General features: G+C 59.4%; 18 protein-coding genes and 1 pseudogene. 7 read left to right on the top strand and 12 right to left on the bottom strand.

All coding sequences use genetic code 11. The features are described 5' to 3' along the window. The first annotated feature begins 16 nt into the window (after nucleotides 1-16). The 4 genes and pseudogenes from lysS to ACTG2U_RS17715 all read left to right on the top strand — a co-directional run bounded on the left by lysS (nucleotide 17) and on the right by ACTG2U_RS17715 (nucleotide 6073). The gene (gene lysS, locus ACTG2U_RS17730) at nucleotides 17-1552 is read left to right on the top strand and encodes a lysine--tRNA ligase (RefSeq protein WP_127005945.1); all 1536 of its coding nucleotides are present in this window, start codon (nucleotides 17-19) and stop codon (nucleotides 1550-1552) included. A gap of 226 nt (nucleotides 1553-1778) precedes the next feature. Continuing rightward, nucleotides 1779-3565, top strand: a pseudogene (locus tag ACTG2U_RS17725) (assimilatory sulfite reductase (NADPH) flavoprotein subunit). Next, nucleotides 3565-5289: an assimilatory sulfite reductase (NADPH) hemoprotein subunit gene (gene cysI, locus ACTG2U_RS17720; protein ID WP_439974866.1), complete on the top strand. Its 1725-nt coding sequence runs from the start codon at nucleotides 3565-3567 to the stop codon at nucleotides 5287-5289. The pseudogene ACTG2U_RS17725 and the gene cysI overlap by 1 nt, the downstream one beginning before the upstream one ends. Beyond that, nucleotides 5279-6073 carry a phosphoadenylyl-sulfate reductase gene (locus ACTG2U_RS17715; RefSeq protein WP_439974865.1) on the top strand — a complete coding sequence of 265 codons (795 nt, stop codon included), beginning with the start codon at nucleotides 5279-5281 and terminating at the stop codon, nucleotides 6071-6073. Before cysI ends, ACTG2U_RS17715 begins: the two co-directional genes overlap by 11 nt. 78 nt (nucleotides 6074-6151) lie before the next feature. Here ACTG2U_RS17715 and folA read toward each other — a convergent pair whose 3' ends face one another. From folA to ACTG2U_RS17695, 4 genes are all read right to left on the bottom strand, one after another. Beyond that, the gene (gene folA, locus ACTG2U_RS17710) at nucleotides 6152-6643 is read right to left on the bottom strand and encodes a type 3 dihydrofolate reductase (protein ID WP_182963357.1); all 492 of its coding nucleotides are present in this window, start codon (nucleotides 6641-6643) and stop codon (nucleotides 6152-6154) included. Between the two features lie 18 nt (nucleotides 6644-6661). Beyond that, nucleotides 6662-7129 carry a threonine/serine exporter family protein gene (locus tag ACTG2U_RS17705; protein WP_026035076.1) on the bottom strand — a complete coding sequence of 156 codons (468 nt, stop codon included), beginning with the start codon at nucleotides 7127-7129 and terminating at the stop codon, nucleotides 6662-6664. Then, nucleotides 7126-7923, bottom strand: a complete 798-nt coding sequence (locus tag ACTG2U_RS17700; protein WP_042054756.1) for a threonine/serine exporter family protein — start codon at nucleotides 7921-7923, stop codon at nucleotides 7126-7128. The genes ACTG2U_RS17705 and ACTG2U_RS17700 overlap by 4 nt, the downstream gene beginning before the upstream one ends. A 235-nt stretch (nucleotides 7924-8158) precedes the next feature. Then, complete coding sequence (locus ACTG2U_RS17695) at nucleotides 8159-8494, bottom strand: DUF3135 domain-containing protein (protein WP_231720113.1); 336 nt, start codon at nucleotides 8492-8494, stop codon at nucleotides 8159-8161. Between the two features lie 393 nt (nucleotides 8495-8887). Here ACTG2U_RS17695 and mog point away from each other — a divergent pair, with 393 nt between their 5' ends. Next, nucleotides 8888-9418, top strand: a complete 531-nt coding sequence (gene mog / locus ACTG2U_RS17690; RefSeq protein WP_005354170.1) for a molybdopterin adenylyltransferase — start codon at nucleotides 8888-8890, stop codon at nucleotides 9416-9418. 83 nt (nucleotides 9419-9501) lie between these two features. On the opposite strand, the gene ACTG2U_RS17685 is transcribed toward mog, so the two are convergent. The 6 genes from ACTG2U_RS17685 to trmB form a co-directional block, all read right to left on the bottom strand. Further along, on the bottom strand, nucleotides 9502-9903 hold the full coding sequence (locus ACTG2U_RS17685; protein WP_005335217.1) for a DUF2541 family protein: 402 nt from the start codon (nucleotides 9901-9903) through the stop codon (nucleotides 9502-9504). 167 nt (nucleotides 9904-10070) lie between these two features. After that, nucleotides 10071-10280 carry a YgdI/YgdR family lipoprotein gene (locus ACTG2U_RS17680; protein ID WP_005335219.1) on the bottom strand — a complete coding sequence of 70 codons (210 nt, stop codon included), beginning with the start codon at nucleotides 10278-10280 and terminating at the stop codon, nucleotides 10071-10073. A 203-nt stretch (nucleotides 10281-10483) separates the two neighbouring features. Then, complete coding sequence (locus ACTG2U_RS17675) at nucleotides 10484-11779, bottom strand: sulfurtransferase (RefSeq protein ID WP_439974864.1); 1296 nt, start codon at nucleotides 11777-11779, stop codon at nucleotides 10484-10486. Between the two features lie 29 nt (nucleotides 11780-11808). After that, the gene (gene glsB, locus ACTG2U_RS17670; protein WP_040066779.1) at nucleotides 11809-12729 is read right to left on the bottom strand and encodes a glutaminase B; all 921 of its coding nucleotides are present in this window, start codon (nucleotides 12727-12729) and stop codon (nucleotides 11809-11811) included. A 122-nt stretch (nucleotides 12730-12851) separates the two neighbouring features. Next, nucleotides 12852-13184 (bottom strand): YggL family protein, encoded by a 333-nt coding sequence (locus ACTG2U_RS17665; RefSeq protein WP_005348158.1) that lies wholly within the window; start codon nucleotides 13182-13184, stop codon nucleotides 12852-12854. Nucleotides 13185-13232: 48 nt separating this feature from the next. Beyond that, nucleotides 13233-13946 carry a tRNA (guanosine(46)-N7)-methyltransferase TrmB gene (gene trmB, locus ACTG2U_RS17660; protein WP_005335228.1) on the bottom strand — a complete coding sequence of 238 codons (714 nt, stop codon included), beginning with the start codon at nucleotides 13944-13946 and terminating at the stop codon, nucleotides 13233-13235. Between the two features lie 350 nt (nucleotides 13947-14296). On the opposite strand from trmB, the gene ACTG2U_RS17655 reads away from it, so the two are divergent. Continuing rightward, nucleotides 14297-15478 (top strand): aminotransferase-like domain-containing protein, encoded by a 1182-nt coding sequence (locus tag ACTG2U_RS17655; RefSeq protein ID WP_182963355.1) that lies wholly within the window; start codon nucleotides 14297-14299, stop codon nucleotides 15476-15478. Nucleotides 15479-15531: 53 nt separating this feature from the next. Here ACTG2U_RS17655 and ACTG2U_RS17650 read toward each other — a convergent pair whose 3' ends face one another. Continuing rightward, nucleotides 15532-17082 carry an EAL domain-containing protein gene (locus ACTG2U_RS17650; RefSeq protein ID WP_439974863.1) on the bottom strand — a complete coding sequence of 517 codons (1551 nt, stop codon included), beginning with the start codon at nucleotides 17080-17082 and terminating at the stop codon, nucleotides 15532-15534. Nucleotides 17083-17334: 252 nt separating this feature from the next. Between ACTG2U_RS17650 and ACTG2U_RS17645 the strand changes: the two genes are divergently transcribed. After that, nucleotides 17335-18240: a TIGR01777 family oxidoreductase gene (locus ACTG2U_RS17645; protein WP_139439928.1), complete on the top strand. Its 906-nt coding sequence runs from the start codon at nucleotides 17335-17337 to the stop codon at nucleotides 18238-18240. A 127-nt stretch (nucleotides 18241-18367) separates the two neighbouring features. Here ACTG2U_RS17645 and ACTG2U_RS17640 read toward each other — a convergent pair whose 3' ends face one another. Next, the gene (locus ACTG2U_RS17640) at nucleotides 18368-20815 is read right to left on the bottom strand and encodes an ABC transporter permease (RefSeq protein WP_182963828.1); all 2448 of its coding nucleotides are present in this window, start codon (nucleotides 20813-20815) and stop codon (nucleotides 18368-18370) included. Nucleotides 20816-20825 lie beyond the last annotated feature (10 nt).

The raw sequence follows: 20825 nt of genomic DNA, 5'->3' as shown, positions 1-20825 counted from the left end.
ACAAGCAGGAATCACCATGTCTGAACAAACCATCACTCCGGAAGTCGACCAAACTCTCGAACTCAACAACGAGATGACCGAGCGTCGTTCCAAGCTGGCCGCCCTGCGCGCCCAGGGTAATCCTTTCCCCAACGACTTCCGTCGCGACAGCCTCTCTGGCGATCTGCACGCAGAGTTCGACGACAAAAGCGCCGAGGAGCTGACGAGCCTGGGTAAACGGGTGAAGATTGCCGGTCGCATCATGACCCGCCGGATCATGGGCAAGGCTTCTTTCGCCACCCTGCAGGACATGGCCGGCAAGATCCAGGTCTACGTTACCCGTGACGACCTGCCGGAAGGTTTCTACAACGAGCAGTTCAAGAAGTGGGATCTGGGCGACATCGTGGGTGTCGAAGGTACCCTGTTCAAGACCCAGACCGGTGAGCTCTCCGTTCACGTTTCCGATATCCGCCTGCTGACCAAGGCACTGCGTCCGCTGCCCGAGAAGCACAAAGGTCTGACCGACCAGGAAGCTCGCTGCCGCCAGCGCTACCTGGATCTGATCGCCAACGAAGAGTCTCGCAAGACCTTCATGATCCGCACCCAGGTGGTTGCCGGTATCCGCAAGTTCTTCAACGAAAAGCGCTTCATGGAAGTGGAAACCCCGATGATGCAAGTCATCCCGGGTGGTGCCTCCGCGCGTCCGTTCGTCACTCACCACAATGCGCTGGACATCGACATGTACCTGCGTATCGCTCCGGAGCTCTATCTGAAGCGTCTGGTGGTCGGTGGTTTCGAGCGTGTCTACGAGATCAACCGCAACTTCCGTAACGAAGGTATCTCGGTTCGTCACAACCCCGAGTTCACCATGATCGAGTTCTACATGGCCTACGCCGACTACATCGATCTGATGGACCTGACCGAAGAGCTGCTGCGCACCCTGGCGCAGGACATTCTGGGCGACACCAAGATCCGTTACGCCAAAGAGGGCGAAGAGGGTCTGACCATCGATTTCGGTCAGCCGTTCCAGCGCCTCACCATGGTCGAGTCCATCCTGAAGTTCAACCCGGATGTAACCCTGGACGATCTGGCTACCCTCGAGAGCGCCAAGGCCGTTGCCAAGCGTCTGCACATCGATCTGATGAAGGGATGGGAACTGGGCCACGTGATCACCGCGATCTTCGAAGAGACCGTGGAGCACATGCTGCTGCAACCGACCTTCATCACCGAGTACCCGGCTGCCGTTTCTCCGCTGGCCCGCCGCAACGACGTGAACCCGGACGTAACCGACCGCTTCGAGTTCTTCATCGGTGGCCGCGAGCTGGCCAACGGCTTCTCCGAGCTGAACGATGCAGAAGACCAGGCCAAGCGTTTCCAGGATCAGGTTGATCAGAAAGAAGCTGGCGACGACGAAGCCATGTTCTACGACGCAGACTTCGTCACCGCGCTGGAGCACGGCCTGCCGCCGACTGCCGGTCAGGGCATCGGTATCGACCGTCTGGTAATGCTGTTCACCAACAGCCACACCATCCGTGACGTCATTCTGTTCCCGGCCTTACGTCCACAAAAGTAAGATCCGCAGAAGTAAGGCCCACAGAAGCCAGCTAAATCCCTTGGGTCAATCCCGAGCGTGATAGCCAATAAACACGCCCCGCAACTGCGGGGCGTTTTTCTATCTCCTTTACCGCCAAATCACTTTATAAATTCAATAATGGAATAAAGAAGATATTTTTATTCTTTGTTGTTAGCCAACACGCCCTTTAATCTGGCCAAAAATCAGACCATGGAAGACGCGTGTGATGCAATTGAAGGATTCCCCATTCAACCTCTCCCCCTCTCTGACGAGCAGCAACGTCAGCTGGGTCAGGTAATCTCGACCCTCAATACCCAGCAACTGGCCTGGGTGAGCGGATATCTCTACGGCCTCTCCCAGAGCGGTCACCAAGGCGTTGCAACCAGCGCCGCCGTGGCTGCGCCCAGCGGTAGCCTGACCATTCTCTACGGCTCCCAGACAGGCAACGCCAAAGGGGTCGCCACTGCCATCAAGGCGCAGGCCGAGGCCCGAGGCCTCCCCGTCACCCTCGCGTCGATGGCCGACTACAAACCCAAGCAGATCAAGAAAGAGAGCCACCTGCTGGTGGTAGTGAGCACTTACGGGGAGGGTGAACCGCCGGAGAGCGCCGTCGATCTGTTCGAGCAGCTTAAAAAAGGCAAGATCGGCAAGCTGGACGGCCTCAAGTTCGCGGTGCTGGGGCTGGGTGACAGCTCCTACGAATTTTTCTGCCAGACCGGGAAAGATTTTGACAACTTCCTCGCCAGCGCTGGGGCCGAGCGCATTTATGAGCTCGCCAGCCTCGATGTGGATTATCAAGATGCAGCCAAGAGCTGGAGCGAACAGGCACTTAATGCCATTGCAGCGACGCTCTCTATCGGTGCTGCCAGCAGCGTAGCCAGCGCGGTGCAGCAGGCGGTTGGCCACAGCCAGTACAGCAAGGAGAATCCCTTCCCTGCCCGTCTGTCGGTCAATCAGAAGATCACCGGCCGGGATTCCACCAAGGATATCCGCCATATCGAGATCAGCCTCGAGTCCTCCGGACTCGCCTATCAGCCGGGTGATGCCCTCGGTGTCTGGTTCGACAATGACGCCGAACTGGTGGGCGAAGTGCTGGCCCTGACCGGCCTCTCTGGCGATGAAGCCACGGCCCACGGCACCTTGCGCGCGGCCCTGACCAGTCACTTCGAACTGACCCGGCTGCACGGCGGCTTTATCACAGGGCTCGCTGACATATCGGATAATGCGGCGCTGAAAGATCTGGCTGGCGACAAGGCCCAGGTCAATGCACTGGTCGCCTCTGCCCAAGTGGTGGATGTACTGAAACGCTTCCCGACCGCGCTCACGGCCGAGCAGCTGGTTGGCCTGCTGCGCCCCCTCACCCCGCGCCTCTACTCCATCGCCTCTGCCCAGAGCGAAGTGGAAGAGGAGGTGCACCTGACCGTCGGCGTGGTGCGTTACCCGCAGGAAGATGGCACTGTGCGCTCTGGCGCCGCCTCCTCCTATCTGGCGGATCGGCTGATTGAGGATGGCGAGGTGCGGGTGTTTGTCGAGCACAACGACAACTTCCGCCTGCCTGCCAACCCAGATACCCCCGTCATCATGGTGGGCCCGGGCACCGGCATCGCCCCGTTCCGCGCCTTTATGCAGGAGCGGGAAGCTCAGGGCGCGCAAGGCAAGAACTGGCTCTTCTTCGGCAACCCCCACTTTACCCAGGATTTCCTCTATCAGGTGGAGTGGCAGCGTTATGTGAAATCGGGGCTGCTGTCGAAGATCTCGCTAGCCTTCAGCCGGGATCAGGCCAACAAGATTTATGTGCAGGACCGTCTGCGTGAGGCAGGGCTTGAGCTCTACCAGTGGCTGGAAGCAGGCGCTCACTTCTATGTGTGTGGCGACGCCAACAAGATGGCCAAGGATGTACAGGAGGCCCTGCTGGATGTAATTGCCGAACACGGTCACAAGAGCCGTGAGGAAGCAGAAGAGTATTTGAGCGAATTGCGTCGTGCCAAACGTTATCAAAGGGATGTCTATTGATGAGCAAACAACCTCTTTCTCACCCAAAAGCGGGACCGGTCGAAGGGCCGCTGGCCGACAACGAGCGCCTCAAGCGCGAGAGCAACTTCCTGCGCGGCACCATTGAGCAGGATCTGCAGGATCCGCTCACCGGCGGCTTCAACGGCGACAACTTCCAGCTGATCCGCTTTCACGGCATGTATCAGCAGGATGACCGCGACATCCGCCCGGAGCGCGCCGCCCAGAAGCTGGAGCCGCTGCACAACGTCATGCTGCGTGCCCGCCTGCCGGGTGGGATCATCACCCCGGCCCAGTGGCAGATCATCGACAAGTTCGCCGAAGAGCACAGCCTCTACGGCAGCATCCGCCTGACCACCCGTCAGACCTTCCAGTTCCACGGGGTGTTGAAGCGTGACATCAAGCTGATGCATAAGACCCTGAGCAGCACCGGCATCGACTCCATCGCCACCGCAGGCGACGTAAACCGCAACGTGCTCTGCACCAGCAACCCGGTGGAGTCCGAGCTGCATCAGGAGGCCTACGAGTGGGCCAAGAAGATCTCCGAGCACCTGCTGCCCAAGACCCGCGCCTACGTGGAAATCTGGCTGGACGGTGAAAAACTGGGGCAGGATGAGGAGCCGATCCTGGGGTCCAACTACCTGCCGCGCAAATTCAAGACGACCGTGGTGATCCCGCCTCACAACGACGTGGATATCCACGCCAACGATCTCAACTTCGTGGCGATTGCCGAAGGTGGCAAGCTGGTTGGCTTCAACGTGCTGGTGGGCGGGGGTCTGGCCATGACCCACGGCGACACCAGCACCTACCCGCGCAAGGCGAGCGACTTTGGCTTTATTCCGCTCTCCCACGTACTGGAGGTGGCGGCCGCCGTGGTCAGCACCCAGCGCGACTGGGGCAACCGGGTCAACCGCAAGAACGCCAAGACCAAGTACACCCTTGAACGGGTTGGCGTCGAAGCCTTCAAGGCCGAGGTGGAGAGCCGCGCTGGCATCCAGTTCGGGCCGGTTCGCCCCTATGAGTTCACCAGCCGTGGCGATCGCTTTGGTTGGGTCGAGGGGATCGACGGCAAGCACCACCTCACCCTGTTTATCGAGAATGGCCGCCTGCTGGACTTCCCGGGCAAGCCGCTCAAAACCGGCATGCTGGAGATCGCCAAGGTGCATCAGGGGGATTTTCGCCTGACCGCCAACCAGAACCTCATCATCGCGGGCGTGCCTGCCGGTGAGAAGGCCCGCATCGAAGGGCTGGCGCGCCAATACGGCCTGCTGGATGACGGCGTGAGCGAGCAGCGCAAGCAGTCCATGGCTTGTGTGGCCCTGCCCACCTGCCCGCTGGCGATGGCCGAGGCTGAGCGCATGCTGCCCGCCTTTGTCACCGACATCGAAGGGCTGCTGGCCAAGCACGGCCTGGCGGATGACGCCATCATCTTCCGGGTCACCGGTTGCCCCAACGGCTGCGGCCGCGCCATGCTGGCGGAAGTGGGTCTGGTGGGCAAGGCGCCCGGCCGCTACAACCTCCATCTGGGGGGCAACCTGGAGGGGACCCGCATTCCGCGCCTCTATCAGGAGAACATCACAGAGCCGCAGATTTTGGCCGAACTGGACGCGCTGATCGGCCGCTGGGCCAAAGAGCGCAATCAGGGTGAGTGCTTCGGCGACTTCGTGATCCGGGTTGGGGTGATTGCCCCCGTTATCGACTCTGCGAGGGACTTCTATGCCGCTTAATCTGCCGCTTAATGTCGCTGAAGATGGCCGCCTTGACCTGCAGGCACTGCTGGCCCTCGGCCGTGAGGAGCAAGTCGAGGCACTCGCGCCCCTCAACCGCGAGCTGGATACCATGAGTGCCTCCGAGCGGGTGCGCTGGGCCCTGGCCAATCTGCCGGGGGAGCATGTGCTCTCATCCAGTTTCGGCATTCAGGCGGCGCTGATGCTCCATCTGGTAAGCCGCGAGCGGGCCGACGTGCCGGTAGTGCTGACCGATACTGGTTATCTCTTCCCGGAGACCTACCGCTTTATCGACGAGCTGACCGAGCGCCTCGCGCTCAACCTGAAGATCTACCGGGCCGAGCTCAGCCCGGCCTGGCAGGAGGCGCGATTTGGCCTCCTGTGGGAGCAGGGGGTGGAGGGGATTACCCGCTACAACCAGCTCAATAAGGTGGAGCCGATGGACCGCGCCCTGCGCGAGCTGGGGGCCCAGACCTGGTTCTCCGGCCTGCGCCGGGAGCAGTCCGGCAGCCGTGGCAAGCTGCCGGTACTCGGTATCCAGCGCGGCCGCTTCAAGTTCCTTCCGGTGATCGACTGGAGCAACAAGGACGTCTTCTACTACTTCAAAGAGTTCGACCTCCCCTACCACCCGCTGTGGGAGCAGGGTTATCTCTCGGTGGGCGATGTCCACACCACCGCCAAGTGGGAGCCGGGCATGAGCGAGGAGCAGACCCGCTTCTTCGGCCTCAAGCGCGAGTGCGGTTTGCACGAGGAAAATGGCGAGAACGACGGCTCAGGCATCTAATCCAGTCTTGAAATCCATCAGAACAACAAGGGCATCCGAAGATGCCCTTGTTGTTATTTGCCCATTAGCATTCGCCCGTCAGCGGTGCTGCCAGGTCTCGAAGCTATAGGGGTGCGGGTTCTTCTCATCGGCAGGGTGGCTCTCGCACGCAATGCGTTGCCACTGGCCATCGTCAAAAGCGGGGAAACGGGTATCCCCCTCCACCGCCAGATCGATGCGGGTCAGGTAGAGACAATCCGCGCTCGGCAACATCTCGGCATAGAGATGACCACCACCGATCACCATCAACTCCTCCACCGAGCTACCAGCCAACAGCGCCAGCGCCGCCTCGACGGAGCCCACCACCTCAATGCCCTCAGCCTGATAGTCGGGATTGCGGCTGATCACCAGATTGCGCCGTCCGGGCAGCTGTCGACCGATGGATTCAAAGGTTTTGCGCCCCATCAATACCGGTTTGCCGAGGGTGACACGCTTGAAGTGAGCCAGATCGGCAGGCAGATGCCAGGGCATCTGGTTGTCCTTGCCGATCACCCTGTCGTGGGCCATGGCGGCAATCATGGAAATCTTCATGGGGCCTCTCACCGTCTATCAGATTATGGGGCGGTTACGGTACACGACCAGAGAGGGGATCGCCAAACCGAAACTGAGGGCACCGACGATAAAGAGCGCCTTGAGGCCGTTCTCCACCGCACTCTGGATCAACTCCATGGTCACGCCGTTGATATTGAGCTCTACCACCGCAATCATGGTTTTGAACGCATAACTGCCCGGGATCATCGGAATGATGGAGGCAACGCTGAACACCGGACGCGGTGCCAGCAGACGGCGCGACCAGTAGACGCAGACAAAGCCGACCGTGGTTGCCGCAGCCAGCGTCGCCCACTCGATGGGCATGCCATAGTGGATCAGCAGGGTACGCAGGCTGTGGGCCAGCGCGCCGCCCATGGCGCAATATTTCAGCATCCGTGGTGGCACGTTGAACAACATGGCAAACCCCACCGCCGGGATGGAGGACCAGAAGGCATCCTTGGCCAGTAGCCAGAGCAAATCCATCATACTTTCCACCCCCAGATACCGGTGACCGACATGGCCAAAATGATACCTATGGCGGCGCTGATGGTCAGCAGGGTCGCGGTCCCCCAGCGGGCCAGCCCCATGTTGAAGTAGCCCTTAACCATGTCGGAGACCGCATTGATCAGCGGAAAGCCCGGCACCAGCAGCAGCACGCTGGCCGCCATGGCGAGATAGGGCTGGTCACCCCAGTTGAAGAAGGTGGCGCAGGAGGAGAGCAAGGTGGCAATAAAGCCGGTGGCGGCAAAGTTGATGAGCGGGCTGTGGTGATGGCGGGCCATCAGCTGGCGCACCCGCATCGCCACAGCAGACGAGAAACAGGTCACCAGGAAGATGGGCCAATCACCGCCAAACAGCAGGCTAAAGGCGCCACAGGAGAGCCCCACCATGGGGACCACCAGCCAGGGGTGATAGTGGAAGGGGACGATGGCCTCGAGCCGCTGGCGCACTTCACGGGCACCGATCAGCTCTTTTTCCGCCATGATGCAGATCCGCTGGATCTCGCACACCACCTGCATATTGATGCCATGTTCGCGCACCCGCCGGGTAGTGGTGACGCAACCCCCCTGATAGAGACTGGTGAGCACGATGGCACTGGAAGAGATGGCCATTTCGACACTCTCCAGCCCCAGCGCCATCCCCAGCCGCACCGTGGTCTGCTCGATGATCCGGCTCTCCGCCCCGAACTGGGCCAACATCTGACCTACCTTGACGATAATGCGGGTGATCTCTGTCTGTTGCTCCCGCGACAACACCCGTCTTGGTGTGATACTTCTCATAATCCCTTCGAGTCGTAGCAATAAAAATTTCGGCCATATTAGCCTAACTTTTACTGTTATTCATCCACCCCTATCACAACCTGACTAATTAGTTATTACAAGAAGGAGAAAAGAAATTACATCACAAATACATTACGACTAACATTAAAAACCATAACAATCAGGTCGCCAGCAATTCCCTTTATCATGGCCTCACCGATTTGGCTGAAATATCAACCAAGGGGGTTGTTGTAGATTATTTGCGACGTCGATAGTCCGCCAGATGGATTATTTTACCACTGCCATCGCTTTCAGACGGAGGGTCCCCCTCTTCCCTGAACTGGCTCATTTCGCTGCGCATCAAATAAAAAGATTCCCGCATCATGTTGGTAATCCGGATACAGCTATCAAGATTGTTTTTCGCCAGCCGGCGCTGACCATCAATCTTGAACTGCAACCCGCGCAGACGGCGCTGCTGATCGGGGCTCGCACGGGCCATCAACTGGTCGATCTGCTGCTCCAGAATCGCATCCAGCCGGGAGGGCTCACTCGCAGCCAACTCCTTCAGGGTGTCAAAATCAGGCAACTCCATATGCCCTCCTTGGCGACTATTGCTGGCAACACACTGCGGTACCACACCATCACGTCCCAGCCATATAAATCTTTATATACGACGCGGCTAAAAAGGGTTCAATCCATCCACTGGCGACTAAACCGGACAATGGTCACTACGAGGGTGTCTATTTATTTTAATTGTGTTTGGAAACAAGCGATTGTTTTTAATTCAGGCGAGATAAAACACTTATACATTTTAGGTTGTGATTTTCTGTTTTTTATTGCAAATAAAAATCCGGGTGGCCTTATTTTGCTTCATTCGACACTTTATTCTTCCCTCACCGACCCGCGTCATCTCCTGACGATTTAACATATCTCACTGATTATGTTATTTTAATTGCCACTTTTATCGGACATTCAAGAGCAGACCATGAGCAAGGCAAAAATCGGTATCGTCACCGTCAGCGATCGTGCCAGCGCGGGCATCTATGAAGACCTCTCCGGCAAGGCCATCATCGACACCCTGAACGCCTATCTGACCTCGGAGTGGGAACCTGTCTATCAGGTGATCCCCGATGAGCAGGATCAGATTGAAGCGACCCTGATCCGGCTGGCGGATGAGGAGCAGTGCTGTCTCATCGTCACCACAGGCGGCACCGGTCCGGCCAAGCGGGATGTCACGCCGGAAGCGACCGAGGCGGTGTGTGATCGCATGATGCCGGGCTTTGGCGAGCTGATGCGGGCCGAATCCCTCAAATTTGTGCCGACTGCCATTCTATCGCGCCAGACTGCCGGGCTGCGCGACGATACCCTGATCGTCAATCTGCCGGGCAAGCCCAAATCAATCCGCGAATGTCTGGATGCAGTCTTCCCCGCCATCCCCTACTGTATCGATTTGATGGAAGGGCCGTATCTTGAGTGCGATGAAACTGTCATCAAGCCGTTTCGGCCGAAAAAATAGCGAACCCGACCATAAAAAATAATGGCGAGCCACGGCTCGCCATTATTTTTAACTCATCTGTTTGCGCAGAAAAACTGCATCAATTATTTGCGGCCGAATACTTTTACGCCCGCTTTGCTGCGCTCTGAATTACCGTACACTTCGATTTTTTTCACACAACGGCGCGAGCCCAGTGATTTCCACTCGGTCTCTTTATCACTGCTCATTTCCCGATCGAAACGAATGGTCTTGGTACGATCACCACCATAGGTCACCACCACCCGATCCAGGGTCAAATCACGCTCCGCCTTCACCTTGATATATTTGGTCTGACGGCAAACCACCAAAGGTATTGTCGCACCATGATCACCGGCTCCCAGCAAAATAGTCCGCCCCAGCGTGAACTGATCGTCACCGGCATGGCTGGCTGACGCCACCACCAGCAAGGCACCCCCCAGCAAGCTGCGTGCAGAAAAACGGGAATTCCAGATAGACATCAAGGACATAACACCTCCAATAAAAAATGGAGTGTGATGATAAGGGTTAAACCATAACGGAAGCTGTATCACGGCTGAATTTGCTGCGAATGTGCGGGGATCAACAGAGAAAACAGCACGACTTTTCGGCAAAAAGAGAAGAGCCGCAGATAGCGGCCCTTGCGGCAAGAGAGCGCTTAGCGCTCCATGATTTGGGTCACGTCATCTTTCTTGATCATTACCTCGCGCCCTTCATGATCGTAATAGCGATACATGCCGGTACTCTCATCCAGCTTGGGTTTGCTCTCTGTGGTGATCATCTTGCCATCCTTGGTGCTCATGATGTATTGGGAGCTGCATGCCACCAGCCCCAGGGCACACACCAGGATCATCATCAGTTTTTTCATTGCGGCCTCTTCTGCGATCATCCTCACAACGAGGATGTTTCTTGAAGCCTAGTTCAATCGCACGGCACGGGATGACGAGATGAGCAAAGCGGGATCGCCGTCAATAATCAGCGACTTAGCCTCGCTATCTGGCCGGGTGGTGAGCGCAATGAAAAAGGCCGGACATCTCTGTCCGGCCTCTTCTTTTCAGCGCAAGAACGCAATCATGACTTGGCAGGCTGACGCTCACCGGTCACGGTCGGGTTCTTGGGATCGGAACTCCACTCGTACCAACCGCCGTCGTAGACGCTGATCTGTTTCCAGTCCATCAGCCAAGCGTAGAAGAAGGCCTCGGAGGCCCGCCAGCCGGTACCGCAGTAGAACGCCGCCTGCTGGGTCGGCTCGATGTTCCACTGGTCCCACATGGCGAGGATCTCGCGGGCCGGCTTCATGGTGCCGTCAGGGTTGTGGAAATCACTCATGCTGTTGGCATCGACGCCGCCGTGACCCCACTTGGCTCCCGGGATATCGCCCTTCGGCTTGATATAGCTGTAACCTGAGGTGTTGCCGACAAACTCGTCCCAGGTGCGCACGCTGACCAGTGCGCTATCGGGCTGCTTGAGCAGCTCTTTCGCCTGACTTAGCGTGGTGTAGTACTCGGGGTGAGCGGGAATGGCCACGCCAAACTCCTTCACCGGCTCATATTTGTTGGGCAGACCGGTTTCGGTGCGCAGGTGCTGGATAAACCAGGCATCCAGACCACCGTCCAACAGGCGTACATCTTCCACCCCCGCATACATCATCAGGTGCGCGGCACGGGCAGCCGCCATGGTGTTGCGACCATAGAGGATAACGGTGGTGTCGTGACGGATGCCGTTATCCAGCAGCAGCTTCTTGAGCGCTTCGTCAGAGACCTTGTTCCACAGCGGCTCCTCTTCGAGGCTGTTGGTATCGATATAACCGGCCCCCGGGATGTGGCTGATGAGGTAGGCCTTGGGTGAACCCCAATCCACTTCAAACAGCTTCCAGTCCCCCTTGGGCGCCGCGGCAACCGGCTTGCCCTCTTGCAGGTCCGCCAACCAGCGCGGATAGACCAGCTGCTGCCAGCGTGCCAGCGACTCGCGCGGTGCAGCTTGCCACCCTTGCAGCTCGAACAGCTGCTTGATCCCCTGCTTGCGCAGCAAACGGGCCACCTCGGCCACTTCGCGGGACGCACCGTAGAGGGCAACCGGACGATCGGCCTTCAGCCCCTTGATCTCGAGCGCATTTGGCCACTCTTCATCGCTGTATTTCCACTCGGCAGAGAGGTTCTCGGCGCCCGCCACATGGCCGCCCTGCTTCTCCCCTTCCATCGGCCACCCCTGATAGAAGTAGCTGGCGCGGGTATCCAGGATGACAGCCTGTTTGGCCTTGGCATCGGCCAGCGAGAGCGGTGGCAACTCCCCTGCCACGGCGGGCAGGGCACACCAGAGCAGTAAGGTCGCCAGCGCGGCCTGCAGGAAGCGAAGATGTCGTTTCATGGTGATTTCTCGATTCATAGTGAACAAGGTTAAAAAATGGAGCGACCCAGCCGCTCGGCCAGCAGCTCCAGCGCCGCCGTGCCCGCCAGCGAGTTGCCGGCTTTGTTGAGCTCGGGCGACCAGACACAGACGCAGAGCTCGCCCGGGATCAGGGCGATGATACCGCCGCCGACACCCGATTTGCCCGGCATGCCGACACGATAGGCAAAATCGCCCGCCTCATCATAGAGACCGCAGGTGGCGAGCAGGGCGTTGACCTGTTTGGTGGTGCGGGCGGGCAGCAGCGGCACGCTCTCACCCAGTGGCACACCACGGTTGGCCAGATAGATGAATGCCCGCGCCAGATCGACGCAGCTCATGCGAATGGCACAGGCATTGAAGTAGCTTTGCAGCACCTTGTCCACTTCGTTTTCGAAGTTGCCGTAGGCCTTCATCAGATAGGCGATGGCGGCGTTGCGGGCAGAGTGCTGATATTCGGAACGGGCGACCACCTGATCCGCCATGATGGCCGGATTACCGGAAAGGCGGCGCACCAGCTCAAGGGTACGTTGACGCGGTGCAGTAAGGCGGGTCTCCAGCAGATCGCTCACCACCAGCGCCCCGGCATTGATAAAGGGGTTGCGGGGGATCCCCTGCTCGAACTCGAGCTGCACCAGCGAGTTGAAGGGCTGGCCGGAGGGCTCCTTGCCAACCCGGGCCCAGATCTCCTCCTCCTGATAGAGGGTGAGTGCCAGGGTCAGGCTCAGGGCCTTGGAGATACTCTGGATGGAGAAGGGTTCAAAAGCGTCACCAGCGGTGAACAGCTCCCCATCGACGGTACAGACTGCGATACCAAGCCGATCGGCCGGTACCTGAGCCAGTGCCGGAATGTAGTCGGCCACCTTGCCTTGTCCCAGCAACGGGCGCACCTCTTCAAGGATGCTGGCCAGTAATTCGGATGACAACACCATAAGCAATAAGCGATTCCATGACTAAAACAGCGGTGGAGATCCCATCCCCACTGACAAAAATCCCGCCAGCGGCGGGATTTTTCAGTTACCCACAACAAGGCGCCAGATGCGGCAGCCTTGTATCAGGCCGGTTCACCGTACCAGAGGTCGAACAGCTCGGTAACGACCACGGCTTCCATCCCCTTGCCTTCCAGCCAGGATTTGACGGCAGCGCGGTCTTCTTCGGTACACTTGCCCAGTTGCTGGGTGCAGATCATCCCTTCCCAGGCCAGGTGACCGGAGCCGGCAAAAGCCAGTTTACGGGGTTCAACAACCTCATCGATCATCGCATCGACTACCGCATCGATGGTCTCTTCGGCAGTGCCGACCGGGAAGTTGAAACTGATGTCGAAACCCATTTCCTGGAATTCATCGACGCGCAGTTTCTTGCGCAGGCGGCGGCTACGATTGGCCATGATAGCTCCTCAAGTTAGTTGATACGCTAGGTGTGTTGACGTGCCAGCTTAGCTGACACGCTTGAAAATCAGATCCCAAACCCCGTGGCCGAGACGGTGGCCACGTTGTTCAAATTTGGTCAGCGGACGCCAGTCCGGACGAGGCACCCAGTTGCCGGTGGCAGAGGTATTCTCGTAACCCTCGGCGGCGCTCATCACTTCCAGCATGTGCTCGGCATAGTTTTCCCAGTCGGTCGCCATGTGGAACACGCCACCGATGGCCAGCTTCTGGCGAATATCCTGGGCAAACGCAGGCTGTACGATGCGGCGCTTGTGGTGACGGCTCTTGTGCCAGGGATCCGGGAAGAAGAGCTGCAGGCAGGAGAGTGAACCATTCGGGATCATGTGCTCCAGCACCTCGACCGCATCGTGGCAGATCACTTTCAGATTGGTGACGCCCGCTTCCTGAGCGGTACCCAGACAGGCGCCCACGCCCGGGGAGTGCACTTCGATGCCGATGAAGTTCTTCTCGGGGGCATTCTTGGCCATCTCAACCAGAGAGGCGCCCATGCCAAAGCCGATCTCCAGCACCACAGGTGCCTCGCGGCCAAACAGTGCGACCAGATCGAGCTGCTTTGGCTCGAAATCGATGCCCATGACCGGCCAGAGCTCTTCCAGGGCCTTCTCCTGCCCTTTGGTCAGGCGGCCTTCGCGACGGACAAAGCTGCGGATCTTGCGCATGAATTTGCCGTCTTCGTTAAATACATCTTGGGTCACAGGCATAATGTGTCTCGTTATTTCATCAATCCGGGTAATACATCTTGTGTCCGATCCCGAGCGGGACCGCTCGCGGCTCGGCATTTCATCGACCCGCGAAAACAGGGGAGCGAATTATCCCAAGATAGGCCCAAGGCGCAAGTGTTTCGCGCAACAAATATTCCGGCCATCCACTTCCCTGCCCCCTCACTGGCATCACCATACCGACTAACCGTCCAATATAATCCGCAGCAGAGTCGTTCCAGCCCTTTTTTGGCGATTTTTGTGACAATCATTGCCTCATTTCTGAAATCTGATACAAACGGATAACCTGGCGGTCGAATGGAGCGACCGCCCACATGCCGAGAGAATTGTCTATGCAGCCGTTTTTTGCCCAGCGCTTCGAGAAGGTTGAACCTTCCTTTATCCGTGAAATCCTCAAAGTTGCCGCCAATCCGGAGATCATCTCCTTCGCCGGTGGCCTGCCCAATCCCCACCTGTTTCCGGTCAAGGCGATCGATCAGGCCTGTCAGGATGTGCTGCGCGAACAGGGGGCTGCCGCCCTGCAATATGCGGCGACCGAAGGCTTCGCCCCGCTGCGCCAATATATTGCCGACCGCTATCTGGCCCGCCACGGCATGCAGATCAATCCGGACAACATCCTGATCACCAGCGGCTCCCAGCAGGCGCTGGATCTGCTGGGCAAGGTGCTGATCGACGAGGGTCAGGATCTCATCATCGAAGAGCCGGGTTACCTTGGCGCCATTCAGGCTTTTTCTGTCTACCAGCCCACCTTCAAGCCGATCACCCTTGAAGAAGAGGGACTGGATCTGGCGGCGCTGGATGCGCTGCTGGCAAGCGGATCCAATGCCAAGCTGCTCTACGGCGTGCCCAACTTCCAGAACCCGAGCGGTGTCTCCTACAGCCGTGCCAACCGCGAGGCAGTGGCCGAGCGACTGGTGCGCCACGAGCTGTTGATGGTGGAAGATGATCCCTACGGCGAGCTGCGCTTCGAGGGCGAGCATCTGCCCCCCATTGCCAAGCTGGCGCCAAACAATACCGTGCTGCTCGGCTCGTTTTCCAAAACCGTGGTGCCTGCCTTCCGTCTGGGCTGGATGGTGATGCCGGAGTGGCTGCGCAAGAAGGTGACCATCGCCAAGCAGGCGACCGATCTGCACAGCAACGCCTTCAGCCAGCAGGTGCTGCACCGCTTCCTGACCGACAACTCCCTCGACGCTCACTTGGAGAAGATCAAGGAGGTCTATGGCCGCCAGCGCGCCGCCATGGAAGCCGCGCTGGCCCGTCACTGCCCGCCCGGCGTCAGCTACACCCGACCGGAAGGGGGTATGTTCCTCTGGCTGACCCTGCCAGCCCACATCAGTGCCATGGCGCTGTTTGACGAGGCGATCAAGGAGAAGGTGGCTTTCGTACCCGGCGCCCCCTTCTACGTGCGCCCCGAGATCAAGAACACCCTGCGCCTGAGCTTCTCCTGCGTCGATGAAGCGACCATTGAAGAGGGGGTCAAACGCTTGGCCCGCGCCCTCCAGCGCATGCTCTGATCGCCCAAGCCAAACCGTATTAACAAAAAACCAGCGAGTGATCGCTGGTTTTTTTATGCTCCCCATTCAACCGTTCGGCCAAACAAGGTCTTGCAAAACTGCTTCATCGGGATGGGGCGGCTGTAACGATACCCTTGCAGATAGTCAACGTGGCGCGCCCGCAGGTAGTCCGCCTGCGACTGCTTCTCGACCCCCTCCGCGATCAGGATCAATTCAAGCCGTTTCGCCAGATCAATCACGTTCTCGACGATATGGCTGGAGAGTGCATCCGTACCGATCATCTCCACAAAGCTCCGGTCAATCTTGAGTGCATCGACCTGAAACTGTTGCAGATAGGTGAGACTGGAGTGACCGGTGCCAAAATCATCGATAGAGATCAACACGCCCAGTTTGCGTAATTCGGCAAACATCTGAGCCGTTGTCTCATCGGCCACCAGCAACTCCCGCTCCGTCAGCTCCAACCCCAAATCAACAGGATTCTCCTTGAAGGCGTCGAGAAACGCCTTGCAGTCAGCCAACAGGTCGAGATCCTGAAAGTGTTTGGCGCTGATATTGAAGCAAAAATGAAACTTTGCCGGCAGCTTGCGGGCATAAGGGGAGAAGTGGTCGCGCACCTGGGCCATCAACAGGCTGGTCATGGGCACGATCAGCCCGCTATCTTCCGCCAGCGGAATAAAGCGATCCGGCGAGATCATCCCCTGCTTGGGATGCTGCCAGCGCATCAGCACCTCACAGCCACGCCACTGCTCGTCATCGCCAGAGACCACCGGCTGCAGGTAGGGGATAAACTCCTCCTCGATCAACGCCCGCTTGAGCTCCTCCGCTGGTGAGCTGCTACGCCCCATCAGCCTGAAGGTGCCGAATCCAATCAGCAGCGCCAGCAACGGAGAGAGGAACAAGGTATATCTGGAGTAGCGCCATGCGTGGCTCCAGTAGTCATGCACCGTGACCCGGGTGACGACCTGATAGGGGAAATCGGCCGAAGCGAGGGCAATATAACCCTCTTCTGCCGGAGAGGGCGCCGCCCCGACCTGACCTGAGCCAAACAGAGCCCTCTTCCCCACCACCAGAGCCATCGGGGAGTTCTTGCTGGAGATCTCCAGGGTATTGCGCAGGTAGTAGCCATCTACACCGATCAACACACACCCCTTGTCAGTTTCATGACGCAGCACGATCAACGGGCGATCCGGTGTGACCTCATTGCCAGGCAGCAGTTGCAACCTGCCATCCACATAGCGGTCGGGATTGAAGGGGCCATCGTAGTCACCATAGAGCGAAGTGCAGTAGATGTGACTGCCGACAGCCAGATTGGCGGAACGGACATAAGGCACCGTGGCCACCTGTTCGCGCAGCAGCTGTGCCGCCTCCTTGCAGGAGTGACCAAGCATCCCCTCCACATTGATGGCCGCTTGCCGGGCATGGCCGATGGTGCGATCAAACATCATCCGGGCATGCTGCAACCGTGAATCGGCATCACGCTCTATCTCCGTCACCGTCTGCCAGATAACGGCAACAACCCCCAGCAGCAGGATCCCGCCCCCCATCAGCAGCGCCACCAGAATCCTCGAGTAAAGCTGGCGAAGTTTCAAACGACGAAATGGCATGGCGGCCTCTTTGATGCTCGGATGATGGGTGACAGCCTCTTTGGACAGGCGAAAAGGGTCGCCATAATAGCGATTGATCAACAAATGTCCACCCAACAAAAATCAATCAATTCAAACTATTGTTCAACAATATGTCGTATGAAGAGGATAGAGTTAACAAACGTCAAACAGAAAACTCCCGAAGCACGTCTCACTTGTTGAAGGGAAGCCACACCATTAAAGTTGAGCAAACGGCAGCAGGAGCATGCAGCGATGAAGATTCTTATTACCGGAGGGACCGGCTTTATCGGCCGCAAGCTGGTTGCCCATCTCAAGGTCAATCACGAGGTCGTGGTATTGAGCAGGCAGGGGAGCCGCGCTTACTCCCTGCTCGGTCACGATATCAAGGTATTGGATAACCTCGACCGGCTCGATGACCTCAATGACGTGGACGCGGTGATCAATCTGGCCGGTGAACCCATCGCCGCCGGACGCTGGAGCGAGTCGCGCAAACAGCTGCTCTGCGATAGCCGCTGGCTGTTGACCGAGCAGCTGGTGGATCTCATCAAGCTATCCAGCACGCCGCCTAAGGTGCTGATCAACGCCTCCGCCATCGGCTGGTATGGCAGACAGGGCACCGAAACCCTCGACGAGCAGTGTCGCTCTCCCAACGACGAGTTTACCCACCAGCTCTGCCAGCAGTGGGAGACCCTGGCGCAGGAGGCCCAGAGCCGCCAAACCCGGGTCTGTATCGTGCGGATCGGGCTGGTGCTTGGCATGGATGGGGGCGCCCTGCCCAAAATGCTCCCTCCCTACCGACTCGGACTCGGCGGCCCCATGGGGTCAGGCAGCCAGATGATGAGCTGGATCCATGTGCAGGATCTGGTGCGCGCCATGCTGTTCTTGCTGGATCACGAAGAGTGCAGCGGCATCTTCAACGGCACTGCGCCCCATCCGGTCAGCAACCGGGAGTTCAGCCAAACCCTTGCCACCACGCTGCACCGTCCACACCTCTTCTTCGTCCCGGCGCCGCTGTTGCAACTGGTGATGGGGGAGGCGGCAGATCTGCTGCTGACCGGACAAAAGGTGATACCAGCACGGCTGCAACAGGCCGGTTTTCACTTCAGCTATCCCGAGCTGCCGAGCGCCCTCGCAAATCTTCTGCGTGAGCCCCGCTAACTCACACCCGCTCGCTGCGTCCACTCGTCAGCGCCCCACATAGCAAGCAGCCCGGCCAATGGCCGGGCTGCTTGTTTATGGTGGCTGCGCTATTGCACCTTGTGTGCATCGGCTCGCGCTGGCGGGATTACAACAACCCCTGACCCAGCCCTCGCAGCCGATCGCTCAGGGTGCCAGCCAGCAGCTGACGCTGCATCCCCTGCCCCGCCAGCGTCACCAGCAGTGCCCCCAGTGTCGGCAGGCCGAGCCAGATAGCCCAGTGGAACTGCCACTGCCCCTCGAACCACCACCACTGCAGGCCAAAAGAGCAGAGCTCCACCACCATGGCGGCACAGAACCCCGCCAGCGCACCACTGGCCACCAGCTCCCAGCGCAGCATCTTCCTGAGCAGATCGCTGCTGGCACCCAGGGTGCGCATCAGCAGCAGCTCGCGCCGACGCTGAGCCATGCTGGCCTGGGTCTGGGTCAGCAGCACCAGCAGCGCGGCCACTGTCACCAGCCCCAGCATCAGCGCCAGCGCCCGGCTCACCTGCTCCGAGACCTGAGTGAGCCGCGCAATCAGGTCATCCACATCGATAAGACTCACCGTGGGGTGACGGCGGATCAACTCCACCTCGGCAGTGCGCCCCGCATCGGGCAATCGGTAACTACCAAGCCAGGTACGGGAGAAGGGTGCCAGCAGATCCTCGGAGAAGATCATGTAGAAGTTGGGACGCATATTGTCCCACTTGATGCTGCGCAAACTGGTGACCCTAGCGCCGAAGCTGCGCCCCTCGATGGTAAAGGCGAGCATGTCCCCCAGCTTGATATCGAGTCGCTTGGCTAACTCGCTATCCACCGACACCTCGCCGGGCCCGGCAAGCCATTTACCGGCCACCAGCTTGTTGTCGATTGGCAGGGTTGCCGTGGTAGTGAAGTTGAGCTCCCGATCGACCCCTTCACGACCACTGCTGGCCCCCTCGCCCACCGCCTCACCGGCGATATGGGTCAGCCTGCCGCGCACCATGGGGTAGAAGTCGGAGGTGTTGGCCCCGGCTGCCGCCAGCTCGCTCAGGATCCCCTCCCGCTCGTTCTCGGCCACATTGACCAGAAAACGGTTGGGCGCATCGACGGGAAGACGTGCCGAAAACTCATCCAGCAGATCGACCCGGGCCGCCCATAGCAAGCCAAAGAGCATCAATGCCAGCGCAAAGCCCGCCAGCTGGAACAGGCCGCTGTTGCGCTCGCGCGACAGATGGGCCAGCGCCAGCCGCAAGGCATGAGGCCCGCTCACTCTTGCCCCCAGCCGCAACATCAGCGCCGCCAGCAGGGCCAGCAGCCCCATCAGCAAGCCCATGCCCCCCACCAGACCCAGCGCCAGCCGTACATCGGCGGTAAAGCCCCAGACCAGCGCAAACAGCCCGAACAGGCCGACCGGCAGAGCCAGCCAGGGGGGAATCCCCGCCTCCAGCTCCCGGCGCAATACCCGCAGCGGCGGCACCTTCAGCAGCCGCAAGAAGGGCACAAAAGCGAGCAGCAGGGTGATAAAGAGCGCTACCGCCACCCCCAGCGCAAAGGGGCGCCAGGAGGGGGGTGGCAGATCCGGCGGCAGCAGGTCCCCCAACAGTTGCAAGGTGATCCACTGCATGACGGTGCCCGCTACCAGACCCAGCAGCGCACCGATCAGCGTCAGCGACAGCAGCAGGGTTCCCATCAGTTGCCAGAGCGAGCGACGGGATGCCCCCAGCGTCTTGAGCAGCGCCACCATATTGGTCTGGCGCTCGGCAAAGTGGCGCACCGCAATCCCCATCGCCAGCGCCCCCAGCAACACCCCGCTTAACGAGGCAAGCCGGAAGAAACGCTCGGCATTGGCCAGCGAGCGACCCACTTGGGATTCGCTGTCATCCGGTTTGATCCACTTCTGTCCGGCCTGCAATTGCGGCAACAACCATTGCTCGTAACGGGCCAGCGACTCTCTCGGCCCCTTGAACAGATAGCGCCACTGCTGGCGGCTGCCGGGGAGCAGGGCACCGGTCGCCTCGATATCGGCACTGTGGATCAGCGCCCGCGGCGCCAGCAGGAAGGGGCTGAAGCCCTGATCCGGCTCCTCGCCAAGCAGGCCTGCCACCTTGAGCACCGTATTGCCTACCTCCAGCTCATCCCCCGTTTTGGCCTTGAGCAGCTGCATCACCCGGGCGGAGAGCCAGATCTCGCCGGGAGCCGGGGCACGGGCAGGTTCCAGAGTGAGCTTGCCATAGAAGGGAAAACCATCGGGCACCGCCCGAATGGAGGCGAGCTGCAGGGCGTCGCCGTGAAACAGCATGCTGTTGAAGCTGACGGTGGTCTGCACCGCCAAGCCATCCTGTTTAGCCCGGGCTAGCCAGCCATCCGGCAGGGCGGCGGCGGTGCGCAGCACCCGATCCGCTCCGATAAAGTCGCGGCCCGACGCCTTGAGTCCGGCATCGAGCCGATCCGCCACCAATGCCACACTCAAGACGCACGCCACGCTCAGGGCCAACGCCAGCACAAACCAGCGCAGCTCGCCGCTGAAACCTTCCCGGCGCAGCAGTCGCCATCCCAATCGCCACTGCATCATCCCTTGCATC

The sequence above is a fragment of the Aeromonas sp. 95A genome, from assembly GCF_051919235.1.
Lineage (GTDB): Bacteria > Pseudomonadota > Gammaproteobacteria > Enterobacterales > Aeromonadaceae > Aeromonas > Aeromonas veronii.
Note: the sequence above shows the minus strand (reverse complement) of the source record. Positions and strands in the feature narration are given on the sequence as shown.

Bases quoted from the DNA above. Each gene is read 5' to 3' on its own strand.
- lysS (WP_127005945.1), top strand. From the start codon at position 17: ATGTCTGAACAAACCATCACTCCGGAAGTCGACCAAACTCTCGAACTC.
- cysI (WP_439974866.1), top strand. From the start codon at position 3,565: ATGAGCAAACAACCTCTTTCTCACCCAAAAGCGGGACCGGTCGAAGGG.
- ACTG2U_RS17715 (WP_439974865.1), top strand. From the start codon at position 5,279: ATGCCGCTTAATCTGCCGCTTAATGTCGCTGAAGATGGCCGCCTTGAC.
- folA (WP_182963357.1), bottom strand. From the start codon at position 6,643: ATGAAGATTTCCATGATTGCCGCCATGGCCCACGACAGGGTGATCGGC.
- ACTG2U_RS17705 (WP_026035076.1), bottom strand. From the start codon at position 7,129: ATGATGGATTTGCTCTGGCTACTGGCCAAGGATGCCTTCTGGTCCTCC.
- ACTG2U_RS17700 (WP_042054756.1), bottom strand. From the start codon at position 7,923: ATGAGAAGTATCACACCAAGACGGGTGTTGTCGCGGGAGCAACAGACA.
- ACTG2U_RS17695 (WP_231720113.1), bottom strand. From the start codon at position 8,494: ATGGAGTTGCCTGATTTTGACACCCTGAAGGAGTTGGCTGCGAGTGAG.
- mog (WP_005354170.1), top strand. From the start codon at position 8,888: ATGAGCAAGGCAAAAATCGGTATCGTCACCGTCAGCGATCGTGCCAGC.
- ACTG2U_RS17685 (WP_005335217.1), bottom strand. From the start codon at position 9,903: ATGTCCTTGATGTCTATCTGGAATTCCCGTTTTTCTGCACGCAGCTTG.
- ACTG2U_RS17680 (WP_005335219.1), bottom strand. From the start codon at position 10,280: ATGAAAAAACTGATGATGATCCTGGTGTGTGCCCTGGGGCTGGTGGCA.
- ACTG2U_RS17675 (WP_439974864.1), bottom strand. From the start codon at position 11,779: ATGAAACGACATCTTCGCTTCCTGCAGGCCGCGCTGGCGACCTTACTG.
- glsB (WP_040066779.1), bottom strand. From the start codon at position 12,729: ATGGTGTTGTCATCCGAATTACTGGCCAGCATCCTTGAAGAGGTGCGC.
- ACTG2U_RS17665 (WP_005348158.1), bottom strand. From the start codon at position 13,184: ATGGCCAATCGTAGCCGCCGCCTGCGCAAGAAACTGCGCGTCGATGAA.
- trmB (WP_005335228.1), bottom strand. From the start codon at position 13,946: ATGCCTGTGACCCAAGATGTATTTAACGAAGACGGCAAATTCATGCGC.
- ACTG2U_RS17655 (WP_182963355.1), top strand. From the start codon at position 14,297: ATGCAGCCGTTTTTTGCCCAGCGCTTCGAGAAGGTTGAACCTTCCTTT.
- ACTG2U_RS17650 (WP_439974863.1), bottom strand. From the start codon at position 17,082: ATGCCATTTCGTCGTTTGAAACTTCGCCAGCTTTACTCGAGGATTCTG.
- ACTG2U_RS17645 (WP_139439928.1), top strand. From the start codon at position 17,335: ATGAAGATTCTTATTACCGGAGGGACCGGCTTTATCGGCCGCAAGCTG.
- ACTG2U_RS17640 (WP_182963828.1), bottom strand. From the start codon at position 20,815: ATGATGCAGTGGCGATTGGGATGGCGACTGCTGCGCCGGGAAGGTTTC.